This is a genomic window from Massilibacteroides vaginae (assembly GCF_900178525.1).
GTDB lineage: Bacteria > Bacteroidota > Bacteroidia > Bacteroidales > Tannerellaceae > Massilibacteroides > Massilibacteroides vaginae.
Genome location: NZ_FXDJ01000009.1, coordinates 167,935 through 181,531, shown reverse-complemented (window position 1 = coordinate 181,531; position 13,597 = coordinate 167,935). Strand labels below are relative to the sequence as shown.

The 13,597-nt window shown below is 40.7% G+C and carries 5 protein-coding genes; 2 read left to right on the top strand and 3 right to left on the bottom strand.

Annotated elements, in window-relative coordinates; genetic code table 11:
• Positions 1-2: 2 nt before the first annotated feature.
• A complete protein-coding gene (locus tag B9Y81_RS09180; protein ID WP_085536722.1) occupies positions 3-2,285 on the bottom strand; it encodes an NADP-dependent malic enzyme in 2,283 nt (760 codons plus the stop codon).
• A gap of 428 nt (positions 2,286-2,713) precedes the next feature.
• Between B9Y81_RS09180 and B9Y81_RS09175 the strand changes: the two genes are divergently transcribed.
• Positions 2,714-3,925: an MFS transporter gene (locus B9Y81_RS09175; RefSeq protein ID WP_085536721.1), complete on the top strand. Its 1,212-nt coding sequence runs from the start codon at positions 2,714-2,716 to the stop codon at positions 3,923-3,925.
• 84 nt (positions 3,926-4,009) lie between these two features.
• Here the strand turns inward: B9Y81_RS09175 and B9Y81_RS09170 are convergent, their stop codons facing one another.
• Together B9Y81_RS09170 and B9Y81_RS09165 are read right to left on the bottom strand one after the other, a co-directional pair.
• Positions 4,010-5,869: a SusD/RagB family nutrient-binding outer membrane lipoprotein gene (locus B9Y81_RS09170; protein WP_085536720.1), complete on the bottom strand. Its 1,860-nt coding sequence runs from the start codon at positions 5,867-5,869 to the stop codon at positions 4,010-4,012.
• A gap of 19 nt (positions 5,870-5,888) precedes the next feature.
• Positions 5,889-9,308 (bottom strand): SusC/RagA family TonB-linked outer membrane protein, encoded by a 3,420-nt coding sequence (locus B9Y81_RS09165; protein ID WP_085536719.1) that lies wholly within the window; start codon positions 9,306-9,308, stop codon positions 5,889-5,891.
• A 256-nt stretch (positions 9,309-9,564) separates the two neighbouring features.
• Here B9Y81_RS09165 and B9Y81_RS09160 point away from each other — a divergent pair, with 256 nt between their 5' ends.
• Positions 9,565-13,569: a hybrid sensor histidine kinase/response regulator transcription factor gene (locus B9Y81_RS09160; RefSeq protein ID WP_085536718.1), complete on the top strand. Its 4,005-nt coding sequence runs from the start codon at positions 9,565-9,567 to the stop codon at positions 13,567-13,569.
• The last annotated feature ends 28 nt before the right edge of the window (positions 13,570-13,597 follow it).

The window sequence follows — 13,597 nt, the reverse complement described above, 5'->3', positions numbered from 1 at the left end:
TTTTATTTCTTATTGATCTGCTCCTGTACGATAGCGTCTACTACTGCTATTGTTGTCAGGTTAAGGATATCACGGGTTGTACTACCTATATCCGTAAAGTGAATAGGCTTGTTCAATCCCATCTGAATAGGACCCAGTTTTTCAACTACTCCCATCTCGCTCAATAGCTTATAAGCACTATTTGCAGAACTCAAGTTCGGGAAAACCAATGTGTTTACGTCTTTACCGTTTATTTTATTGAACGGATAAGTTTTATCACGCATCTCCTTATCTAACGCGAAGTTTACCTGCATTTCTCCGTCAATCTCTATTTCCGGATGGTTTTTATGCAAGAACTTGATGGCTTCGTGAACCTTTAACGGACTACCTTGCTTGTCTGCTCCGAAGCTGGAGTATGAAAGCATGGCCATAACCGGTTCGTGCGCAAAGAATTTAACCGAATCATAAGTTAAGCGCGCAATGTCGATCAATACATCGGCAGACGGGTGGCGGTTGATTAATGTATCCGCCATGAAGAACGTACCCTTTTTGCAAGTCACTATGTGCATGGCACCGAAGTGATTGTACGAAGGACGAATACCGATAATTTCAGCAGCCATCTTTGTAACTTCCGAATAACGGCTATATACACCGGTAACAAAGGCATCTGCGTCTCCGGTTTCAACCATCATCATACCGAAAGCATTGCGGTCGAATAGTTTTTCGCACGCCTCGGCGAATGTAACCCCTTCACGAGCTCTTTTCTCGGCGAGTAATTTAGCGTAGCGCGTACGTCTTTCATTTTCGCTTTCATGGCGCATGTTCACAATCTCGATACCATCCAGATTGATGCTTTCTTCGGCAGCTATTCTGCGCAGATTATCCGCATTACCAAGAAGTATTGGCGTACAGATTCCTTCAGCCTTGGCTTCAACCGCTGCTTTAAGCATGTTCACATGGTTTGCTTCAGCAAAAACAACACGTTTAGGACTCGCTTTAGCCATTTCCGTAAATGAGCGAAGCATTTTATTGTCATAGCCCATCATTTCACGCAGATGTTTGCCATACGCTTCCCAGTCCGTAATGTTGTGTCTGGCCACTCCCGATTCGATTGCGGCTTTTGCCACGGCGCAAGAAACACGGGTTAGTAAACGCGGATCAAGTGCTTTCGGGATGATATACTCCGGACCGAAGGTCATGCGTCGGAGTTGGTAAGCCGCATTAACTACATCGGGCACCGGCTCTTTAGCCAGGTCGGCAATCGCATAAACAGCAGCCTGTTTCATCTCTTCGTTTATGGCTGTTGCATGCGTATCCAATGCGCCACGGAAAATATAAGGGAAACCTAACACGTTGTTGATCTGATTCGGATAATCCGAACGCCCGGTAGCGAAGATGATATCATCACGCGAATCCATAGCGTCCGCATAGGAAATTTCCGGATTCGGATTGGCCAACGCAAAAATAATGGGCTTCTCATTCATTGTGCGAACCATTTCTTTAGTCAGCACATCCGCAACAGAGAGTCCTAAGAATACATCTGCACCGGCAACCGCTTCTTCCAGCGTTTTAAGGTTTTGTTCAGTGGCAAAACCTTTCTTTTCCTCATTCAGGTCTGTTCTGTGCACAGATATCACACCTTTACTATCACACATGATGATGTTTTCTTTGCGTGCACCCAGCATAACGTAAAGTTTCGTACACGAAATCGACGCGGCGCCGGCTCCGTTTACAACGATTTTTACGTCTTCAATTTTCTTTCCGGTCAGCTCCAACGCATTGATTAATCCAGCACCAGAGATAATCGCAGTACCGTGTTGGTCGTCGTGCATAACAGGTATATCGAGTTCGGCTTTCAGCCTTTTTTCGATCTCAAAACATTCAGGAGCTTTTATATCTTCGAGGTTAATACCTCCGAAAGTCGGCGAAATAGCCTTAACCGTTTGTATAAACTTTTCCGGGTCTTTTTCATCCACTTCAATGTCGAACACATCAATACCCGCGAATATTTTAAATAGAAGTCCCTTGCCTTCCATCACAGGTTTTCCGGCCATTGCTCCGATATCTCCTAAACCGAGAACCGCCGTACCGTTAGAAATAACAGCTACTAAGTTTCCTTTTGCTGTGTATTTATACGCGTCGAGTGGGTTCTTTTCAATTTCCAAACAGGGTTCTGCTACTCCGGGAGAATAAGCTAAAGAAAGATCAGTCTGGCTACTGTAGGGTTTAGTGGGAATTACTTCAATTTTACCGGGTTTGCCTTCAGCGTGATACTTAAGGGCCTCTTCTTTTGTTACTTTTGCCATAGATTTATGATTAATGTTGTCGTGTTAATATTTTGGATACAAAAGTAAGAAAATATAATTATTTTGTTTCATTTTCCTTACAATTACTATCATAAATGAGTTTTTTTTCTTTAATTTTAATTATTTTAAAGTCTTCCTTCTGTAGTAATGCAGGCAATGTTATCCCGTCTTTTCTATTCTTTAAAAGTCTTTGCATATACTATATTATTCTGAAAATATTCTTTATTTTGCTTTTTCCATATATATAGAAAAACTTTACCACAGATATAGAACAGTTTTTCCATATATATAGAAAAACAGTTTGACAGATATGAAAAAAAGAAAATAAAGGTTGTTTTCTAAGAAAAGATAGAAGGAAAAAGAAACAATAACCTATGATTTATGTTATCAAATAGGTTGCACATTCAACAGACAATGAATTATCTGAAATGAAGGATTGGAAAAGAGTTTTTACCATTATATGGGCCGGGCAGTTTGTGTCTATTCTTACCAGTACAATTGTGGGTTACGCCATTGTGCTATGGTTAAGTTTTGAAACGCGCTCGGCCGAAGTCCTTGCTTTGGGGAGTGTGGCCGCCTTTTTGCCGCAAGCACTTATCGGACCCTTTGCCGGGGTGTATGTAGACCGTTGGGACAGAAAAAAGACGATGATAGCGGCAGATGTTTTCATTGCGCTTTGCACCCTGATTCTGGCTGTTATATTCATGTTGGGAAAAATAGAGATATGGTATATTTACCTCTTGCTTGTACTGCGTTCGGTAGGTTCGGCTTTTCATTCTCCCGCTATGCAAGCCTCTGTTCCCTTATTGGCTCCGGAAGAAGAATTAGGACGAATCGCAGGGATAAATCAGATGATACAATCAGTCAGTGTAATTGCCGGTCCGGCTATTGCCGCATTGCTGATTTCAATTATGGATATAGGATTTATCTTGTTTTTCGACATAGTTGGCGCGGCAATCGCCTGTGTTTCATTGCTGTTTGTCTATATACCGAACCCCAAAAAAGAAGCGGATAATAAACAACATGTGTTGCGCGAAATGAAGGAAGGACTAAAAACAATAACCGCGAATAAAGGACTTCGTTACCTCGGTTTGTTTTTCGTGTTGGCCATGGTGTGTATTATGCCGATTGGCGCGTTATTTCCCCTGATGACATTGAACCATTTTAACGGAACTGCTTTTCAGATCGGGCTTGTAGAAGTTTTTTGGGGTGTAGGCATGCTGATAGGCGGTGCGATAATGGGATTGAATAAAAGATACTATAATAAAGCGGCTGCCATAAATCTGATTTATCTGATAGTAGGAACGGTGTTTTCCATCTCAGGCCTTCTTCCGGCCGAAGGCGGCTATGTGTTTTTTGTTGTGCTTACCTTCTTTAGTGGAATAGGCGGATCGATTCAAAGCGCCTGTTTTACCACCATAATACAGGAAAAAGTAGACCCCGGACAGTTAGGGCGTGTGTTCTCCATGTTTATGAGTGTAGCTGTGCTGCCCTCCATGATAGGACTCTTAGGCACAGGCTTTGCCGCCGATACGATCGGTATCCCGAATACATTTATCATCTTAGGCTGTTGTATTTTTGTGCTCGGAGTGGTGTCTTTCATGATTCCTTCGCTGATGGCGTTGGGGCGGAGAGAATGAAAAGAGAAAACTGAGGAATAAAAAAAGGAGCTGAATCTATACCGATCAGCTCCTTTTTAGCCTTAAATAATATACCTCAAATAATTAGAAATTTGGTCCTTCTCCGAAATTAGGAGCACCTTTATCGTACCAAACACGTTCTGTATTCAATTTAAGCGGATCCAAAGAACCGGTAGTATAACCTTGTGCTTCGAAAGCCGATTTCTTTATTTGATACATCAAGTCTGTTTCAAGTGGCGAGTTGATTGTAAATCTACGCGGCATAGGATAATTGGTATCGTTATCTTTTGAGAATTCTTGCCAAGCAAGAATTTTGCTGCCTTTCATAGGAACACCCGAACGACGCACCATTGAGAACATATCTGTAGGGAAGTATAGCAGGTGAATGTATTGTTGGATGTATACTTTCTCCAGTTTTTCTTTTGTACTTCCGGTTAATTGATATGCTTCATTTTTAACCAACTCGTCTATTTCTCCGTTTTTCAAAGAAATTGTAGTTTCTTTCGGATCATAAGCGCTTGAATAATAAGGTATTTTGTTCAACGACGCTAATCTGTCATATTCGCTAACCGATAGGCGGATACCTTGTTCAAAATAAGACTCTGCACTCTGTGGTAAAGTAGCACCTAACAGACTAAGCTCAGCTAAATACAGATTGGTTTCGGCAGAAGAAAAATGCAGACCGTACCATGCGTTTTTCTGGTTGTCAATTACCGCAGTCACATTCGGAGCATCAGGGAATGTGTATGTTTTATCACCCTGAAGCATTTCTCTGTGGTTTAACCTTGCCAGTGGAGTGTAGCTTTTGTTATCTATTTTAAAATTCGTTGTGTTGAAATAATTGTCGTTGATTGTTCCGTTATCTTTTGCGTAAACATTGATTGGTGCGCCATGATAACGAACCCAAGGTTCTCCCGGAGCTTTCCAGCTTTCAAAAACAACCTTTCCGTTTTCTGTTTTAGTATTTACCAAAGCTTTAATGTAAGATGGTAATTCCTTTTTGTTATCCAAGAAAGTTTGAACAACTAAAGAGTTGAAATCATTTTTCTGGAACATAAAACGTACACGTGGGTCTTGATTGTCTACCAAGAAGCTTATTAGTTGTTGTGAACCAAAACCTCCCCATAGATCATCACCGAAATGGTATTCCTGAGCACCTTTGCAATAGAAAAAGTCATCATCCAGACTTGACATAATTCCAACAGGGCTGTTGGCTACTTCTTGTGCAATCTGTAATGCTTTTGCTTTATTTGCATGTACTAATCTTACCGCGATCTTAAGTTTTAAAGAGTTCGCGAATTTTGCCCATTTTTCAGTTTTCCCACCATAAACAAAATCTTGTGTACCTAACGATACCTGATTGTCAATTTTAGCTCCTAAAACACTGATTGTCTCATCCAGCTGTTTAAGCCAAAGCGTAAACAACTCTTCCTGAGTTTCGTATTTAGGCGTTAAGATTGTGGGGTTGGAATGTAATACTTGTCCGGCTTCCGAATAAGCCATTGAACCATACATGTCTGTGCCGAAAAGTCCGAGGTAAACCAATAACGGATTACACATTACACGGATGTTTTCATATTTAGCCGCTTCCTCTTCGCTCATTTCACCCAAGAGGTATAAGATCTCTTCTGTACGTACTTTTACTTTAATAAGTTGGTTTTGCGAACCTTCATACGCACTCATCAGGTTTAATGAAGAGGAGTTCCCTGCATCTTCTGCAAGAGTAGCCTGTATCCAGGGCAACATGTATTGAAGGTTGTTGTAAAACCATTGTTGATAGCCCGCAGGTTCAAACTCGGACAATGCTTTTGTGAATACATATCGTATATCCGGTTTTGTAACCACAGACGGCTTTGTATTTGTTTCGGCAAACTCATCACGACATCCTGTCGTAAGTACGGAAGCTCCGATTAGTGTCGCAGTTATGAAAAGTTTAAATTTCATGATTTTTCTATATTTTAAATTAGAAATCCAAATTGATAGTTAACATGTAACTTGCCGTGTATGGACTATTAGAACGTTCACGGAATTCTCCAGACTTATTACTTCTTACACCTTCTGGATGGAGGTTGTTAGGAAGTGAATTATAGATGTAACCCAGATTTCTTGCACTAACAGAAAGATTAAGTCCTTTCGCTCCTAATTTAGAAGAGAAGTTTTTAGGTAATCTATAGCCTACAGTAATCTCGCGAAGTGCAACATAGCTTAATTTGCTAACCCAATCGTCATTTACAGTTCCTGTACCCCAGCTGTTTGTCCAGTAATGGTAAGCAGAGGCGTGAGCAGGTTCTAAAACACCTTCTTTCACTAAATCAGCAAAGCTGCGTCCGCCTACATTATACGTTTTTCCATCAACACCGGTTACTTTAGTGTTATCAGCGAAAACTCCTTCAGGAATAACCCCGTCATTGAAACTCAAACCTTTAGAGTCTGCATAATTAGAAGTCCATGACATACCTCCATTTTTAGCATCTCTATATCTGAGTGATGTTTCCGTGTAGCCGTAAGCCAAACCATATTTGTTTGTATAAGATGCGATAAGACCTCCGAATCTTGCGTCTAAGCCAATTCTAAGGCTCAAATCTTTCCATTTTAGACCGGTTGCTAAAGAACCTAAGAAATCAGGTTGCATATTACCTACTACTTCAGCAGTACCACTTCTTTGTGCATAAGGGGTTCTGAAGTCGTCTCTCCATTCCAGGATTGTTTGTCCGTCTTTATTCTTTTTAGGCATTGCGTCAGACATTAACAAGCCATAAGGGCCATTTACCTTTGCTACTGAACCAACTCTGTAGTTACCATAATCAACATCTCCTTCTAATCTGATGTAATTAGCAACATTAGGATGTAATTCTACAATTTTGTCTCTATTGCGTGTATAAGTCAAATCTAACGTCCATTCCCAGTCTTTATTTCTGAAAGGAACAGTGTTGATGGCAATTTCAATACCTGAGTTTTGAATGTTTCCGGCATTAACAAGTTGTTTGTCTCTTCCTGATTCAAACGGAATTGCAATTTCCATGATTTGGTTTTTGGTGTTTTCTTTGTAATAAGTAGCATCAATGTTGAAGCGACTATTCAGAAAACGCCAGTCTAAACCTACTTCCCATGAGTTTTTACGTTCAGGCTTCAGATTTGCCGAATATAATTTATCAGCGATGTCATTTGTGTAGATCGTAGTTCCGTTTGGTTGCAGAAGGGATGCTAATTTATAGCCGGAGTAAATAGAATAAGGTGATGCGTCATTTCCGACTTGCGCCCATGATGCACGTATTTTCCCTAATGAAATCCATGAAGGAAGTTCAAATGTTTCGTTTAATAACCATGAACCACTAACTGAAGGGTAGAAGTATGAATAATTACCGGTACCATTTGTGTAAACTAAACTTGAAGACCAGTCATTACGTCCGGTTACATCCAAGAATACCTGATTTTTCCAAGCAAGGTTTAAAGCAGCTACAGCCGAAAGCATTCTTTTCTCGTTTCTGATTTCTGCTTCTGCCTTAATCGGATTTTTACTGTTTTCAAGGAAATACTGTCCGGGAACTACTAATCCACCGTCTGTTTTGGTAAGCTGATGTCCGCCAGTTATCGTGTAATATTCACCACGTACGAAACCGCCGATGTTAAAATCCTGTACAGGCTTATCGAACGTAAATGTTCCGGCAAACGTTGTTTGTTTGTCGTAGTCTTGTCCCATTTCATAGAAGCCGCCATCGTTATTGTAGCCACTTCCCAGTTCTTTTCTTTCCCAGCTTTTGAAATAATAGTTCATATTTGCTTCAGCACGGAATCTTACCCAATCCTGAATTTTAACATTAACTTCAACAGTTGGTCTGATCAATGTTTCTTTTTGAGTAATGTCATAGTTGTCGATTTCAAACCATAGTCCTTTTCCCGGAACAGGTCCGTAGGTATCTCCATAATTTGTACTCGCTATACCTGTTTGATGATCACCCAGATATTTATTGCGGAAGTACTTGGTGTCATGCATGGTTGTATAACTTACGGCAAATGCCTCTCCGAGGTTGCGTTGAGCATTTTTAGGTGTAGAGTTCGCAAACGTAACCGATGCATTGATATCTACTCTGTCGCTTATTTTATGAGATCCCTTTAATAATAACGAATATCTTTCAAAATCGTTGTTCTCAACAATACCTTTTGATTTTTTGTAAGATAGAGAAGAGAAATAGTTTGTTGTTTCATTTCCTCCACGGATAGAAACGTTTGTGTTTGTGTTAAGCCCCAACTGATAAGCATCTTTCATGTTGTTCTTAACCGGAGAATAAGTTGTTGAAGTACCATCATAATTTTCGATAGTTCTACCATCATACTTAGGTCCCCAAAGTCTTGTTGTTTGTCCGATCAGGGTAGGATCTCCGTTTGAGTTTAACCAAAATTGGCCCAGGTTATCCCATTTCTTATACACCTTTTTTGATGGATCAGAAGGGTCCGCAATTTGTTCTCCATAGTTGGCATTCCCTGAGTAATTACCGGGTCCGTAAATCATCTGGCGATCATAAGTGCCATACACATGATCCATACCAAAACTCTGACTTACCGAAACGCCAAAACCTGTACTGCCTTTTCCGCTTTTAGTTGTGATAACAACAGCTCCATTCAGCCCGCGCGATCCGTACAGTGCAGTAGCTGCAGCTCCTTTAAGCACACTAACGGATTCAAAATCGTCTGAGTTTAAGTTTTTAAGCATATTACCAAAGTCATTCGCATTCGAATCCCAGTCAGATGATGCTGTACCTGAGGTTTCGTTAGACAAAATAACCCCGTCTACTACATAGATAGGTTGGTTGTTATTGCCTAATGTAGATGCACCACGAATTTGAATTTTGGTAGCACCAAACATACCACCGTCTGAACCTGCAATCTCAACTCCGGCAACTTTTCCTTGCAATGAAGCAACGGGGTTGATCGCATTTCTATTTAAATCGTCGCCTTTAAGCTCGGTTACTGCATAACCAAGTGCTTTCTGCTCGCGCTTCATTCCTAAAGCCGTAACAACAACTTCATCCAGTTTCTGAGTGTCTTCTTCTAACGTGATGTTAAGAGCGCTTTGGCCGGTGTAAGTGATTTCCTGTGAGATATAGCCAATGAAAGAGATCTGGATGATTGCTCCATTGGGTACGTTCTCCAAGGTGAAATTACCATCGAAGTCACTGATTGTTCCATTGACAGTTCCTTTTATAACAACAGAAGCTCCGGTAACAGGCCCCATATTGTCTACTATTGTACCACTGATTTTTCCGTTTTGCTGCGTTACTTGTATGCCGGGTTTTGCCGGAACAAGTTCAGCATGCAGACCACCTGCGAAAGTCAGGGCACCGGTAAGCAATAAAAGGCTAACAGGTTTGTACGATTTGAACATAGTAAATGATTTAAATTTGAATTATTTATATTTTTAATTCTGAAAAAAATGTTTTATAGCTTTTAGCATTTAACGTATATCAACACTCATGTTGGGTATTATGACATTCGATTGCAAATCTATTTTATTGTGTAAATAAGTATAGCAGTCTTTGATTTTTTTAGCTTGCCAATTAGTTTCATGAACTATTTTACCTGGTTAACGAACGATATTGCTTAGAGTATTTCTATCTTTGTGCGTTTTTAAATGTTTAGAAATGCAAAATCTTAGCAAATACTGTTTGGTTTTAGTAATGCTTTTTAGCTCATTTACTGTTTTAGCCGAACGTTTTCATTTTAGAACTGTAGGGAGTCAACAAGGGTTATCACAGGCATCTGCTATTTCTATCTGGCAGGACGCCTTGGGGCGCATGTGGTTTGGCAACGATGCGCTGAACTGCTATAACGGAGAATCAAGCAAAGTTTACAGAGTTTCCGAGTTCTTTCCGGAACTTGAGGATTCAGATATTCATGCTATTTGCGGCAATGATTCAACGCTTTATTTCCTGGCTCAGGATTATCTTGTCGGACTTGATTTGCTGACAGAGCAATTCTTTTTTACCGGTATTCAGGCTGTTTGTACCAGTATGATAAATAATCGCTTGTACTATTCTACACAAACCGGAGGATTATTTGAATATGATCGTTCGTCGGGAGATAGTCGTAAGCTATTGGATCTGCAAGCAACAAGTGGAGTAATCTACAGTTTTGTGGAGGATAGTGAGGACGTTCTTTGGATAGGAACCGCCTCCGGATTATACAAGATTGATATTGTAACCGGGATGATCTTGTCGAACTATTTTGAAGAAGATATTATCACCTATTTATTCAAAGACTCTAAGGGTAACTTGTGGATATCCTCTCGTTCAAAGAATGTTCGGATAATCAGACCTAACGGGCATGTCTCTACATTAATATATGGAGACAACAAAAGGCTGTTTGAACACGAAGCGATTAGTTTTACCGAAGATTCTAAAGGAGATATCTGGTTAGGTACCTTAAACGGACTCTTTCAGGTAACATCGCCTTTGAGAGAAGCTCCTGCTCAGGTAGACAAAGTTGCGTTTATGCCGGAGTTCTCTATCTATGCGTTGTATACGGACAGGCAAGGTACAATCTGGATCGGATCGTATTATGGCGAAGTGCGCTATTTTAATCCGGAAACTGATAACTACTCGTTATACACAAGTAAAGAAGATGATCCTTCCCGGTTGCACGGGGTTATTCTGGGTGATATAGTAGAAGATGCCGACGGCTTTTTGTATGTTTCTTCAGAAGGAAGCGGGGTTAATGTCATTTCTCCGGACAGGCGTATGATCCGGCATTTGACGGTTGCCTCTCATAAACTGCCTCACGATAAAATAAGAACTATGTATTATGACGAGAAATATAACCGTATATATATAGGTACGTATATGGAAGGGTTGGTTTATTACGAACGAAACACAGATCGTGTTTATCCCGTTTCCTCGGATTCGCTAATAACGAGATACCATAAGATCATTGAAGAGATTATTCCGTATAACAATTACCTTATATTTCTTACGCAAGACGGGTTGTTTAAAATGAACCGCCAAACAAATCTGATTTCTCCTTTGTTCACTGATCCGGAATTAAAGCGACTATCCTCCGGGGTGACCCGTGCCGTTTATTTAGACGACAGGAATATTCTGTGGGTATCTTCATTAGATAACGGGCTTTTTACGGTGGATATGACCAACTCTAAGCTGCTTTCTTTTTATGGAGATGGATTAAGCGAAGAAAGTATAATTCCAAGTCCGGTGATCAGTATCTGTGGCAACTCAAAACAGGGAATATACTTCGCGACTCAAAAGTCAGGAATTCTGAGTTTCGATGTAGAGTCAGAAAAAATCACTTCTTATTCTGTTGATCAAGATATACTTCTCAGTAATATTTGTTATAAGGTGGCCCTTTCGGGATACGGCAACCTGATCGTTACTTCCAATAAAGGTGTTTCAATTCTGAATATATCAGCCAGAAGAGCCATTAACTCTTCCAGTCACATTCGTTTAGACGGAACATCACCCATCATGTCGCTAAGTCCGGACTGTGCTCTATTTGTCTCACCCCGTAGCCGGAATATTTATGTTGGCGGTTTGCAAAAGCTGATTTCATTTGACGAGAAAGAGATAAGCACCGTTAAACGTAACTATACATTATATATAAGCTCCATACAAGTCAACAACTCGCCCTTAAATCACGCGGCTCCGAAGATTCACGAAAGTACACCAAGACTTAAAGAATTGGAACTGCCTTCAGATAAGAACACGGTGAGTATCACGTTTGCTTCTTCAAACTATTTATCGTCTTATTACACCGGCTATGAATACAAGATGGAAGGACTCTCCGGATTTGATGAGTGGACACAAACTGATCATAAAACCGTTTCCTTCACATCGCTTCCTCCCGGAACATACGTGTTTACGGTACGGGAAACATCCGATCCTGAAAAAACCACTACGCTCAGCATAACCATTAAGCCTCCTTTCTGGAAATCCTATCCGGCCTATTTTCTCTACATTATTATAATAGGTAGTGTTTTATGGTTTGCCGTGCGCACAAGTAAAGCGAGGGCGGTTTTGTATGCTACCTTGGACTATCAGAAAAAAGAATCGGAACGGGTACAGGAGGAAAACAAGAACCGATTAAATTTCTTCACCGGGATTACCAATGAATTCAGAACACCGCTTACGCTGATAATAACAACATTAGACAGACTGTTGAGTGATGTGGGTTCTGTAAGTAAGTCGAAGTTGGAGCGCGTACGGAAGCAGGCAATACGTATGCAAAGCCTTTTTGTGGAACTACAGGAATTTAGAGAAGCGGAAAACGGACTCCTTCGCCTGAAAGTCGGTTATTACAGTATGACGAAGTTTCTGCATGAAATGCACGATGTGCTGTCTGAATATGAATCCACCTTGCAGGTTACCTTTAATTTCTACCATCCGGGAGAAGATGTTAAGGTTTGGTTTGACTGGGCACAGATGCAGAAGGTTATGTACAACCTCTTATTTGCTATTTCAAAATTGGTGCATGAAAAAGGAAATGTGGATATATCATTGCACGCTAAGGCATCCTGGGTTGAAATACGGATTAGTTGTAACGGAGATATCTACGACGAAGAAATGTTGTTGCAGCTGTTTGATGTTTTTGAAAATGTGTCTCAAACCACCGAACTGCGAGATGCCATGGGCATAGTACCCAATAACATAATCGGATTGGCTTTTGGCAGAAAGATCATATTGATGCATAAAGGCGAATTAATTGTTCGGACGGAGAAAGAAGGTACCTCCTTTACTGTGCGCCTTCTAACCGGTGAAGAACATTTTACCGCCGAGGAAAAGACCGGAACGACCGAATTTATAACTCGTCATTTACCCGCTTTTCCGGATATTCCGGAGCAAGCGGAAGAATCTGTTGTAGATGAGGACAAAGATTTGTCCGAAAAAACCGTAAAGTTATTGCTTGTCGATAATGACGATGAATTGCGTATGATATTAAAAGATTCATTCTCGTCGGTTTATGAAGTCTACGAAGCAACACGCGCAGAAGAAGCCCTGAATATTGCCGTTGAAGAACAGCCAGATGTGATTATCAGTGAAGTGTCGCTGGCCGGACTTTCAGGCATAGAACTGTGTGCCGCATTGAAAGCCAATATTAAAACACTGCATATCCCGGTTCTGCTGATTACTACACATCCATCCGCAAAGCAACAGCACGAAAGTGTTAGGGCAGGGGCAGAGGAATATGTAGTAAAGCCTTTCAGTATGGAATATTTGTTCTTGCGCTGTAACAGCATGGTGAAGAACCATAAAAACATTCGCCGCAAATATACCGGACAGTCGGAAGACGAAGCTCAGGCTTTAGCAACCAACCTCCAGGATCAACGCTTTTTAGACAAAGCGAACCAAGTTGTTGAAAAGAATATAGAAGATGTGGCGTTTGACACCACAATATGGAGTAAAGAACTGGGAATAGGACGTACGCGATTGTTCGACAGAATTAAAACGATCACCGGCATGACGCCAAACGATTATATCCTTCAGATTAAAATGAATAAAGCGCTGGTTTTACTTCAGGAACACGAAGAACTAACCATTTCGGAAATTGCCTATAACCTGGGCTTCTCTAACCCTGCGTACTTTAGTAAATGTTTTAAAAAGCAAATAGGCATTACTCCCCAACAATACCGGAAAAAATAAGCGGCTTTTTCTTGTTCTTCCTTGACGC

What these genes read in the sequence shown, in the direction of transcription:
- B9Y81_RS09165 (WP_085536719.1), bottom strand. Translation starts at nt 9,308, where the DNA reads ATGTTCAAATCGTACAAACCTGTTAGCCTTTTATTGCTTACCGGTGCC.
- B9Y81_RS09175 (WP_085536721.1), top strand. Translation starts at nt 2,714, where the DNA reads ATGAAGGATTGGAAAAGAGTTTTTACCATTATATGGGCCGGGCAGTTT.
- B9Y81_RS09160 (WP_085536718.1), top strand. Translation starts at nt 9,565, where the DNA reads ATGCAAAATCTTAGCAAATACTGTTTGGTTTTAGTAATGCTTTTTAGC.
- B9Y81_RS09170 (WP_085536720.1), bottom strand. Translation starts at nt 5,869, where the DNA reads ATGAAATTTAAACTTTTCATAACTGCGACACTAATCGGAGCTTCCGTA.
- B9Y81_RS09180 (WP_085536722.1), bottom strand. Translation starts at nt 2,285, where the DNA reads ATGGCAAAAGTAACAAAAGAAGAGGCCCTTAAGTATCACGCTGAAGGC.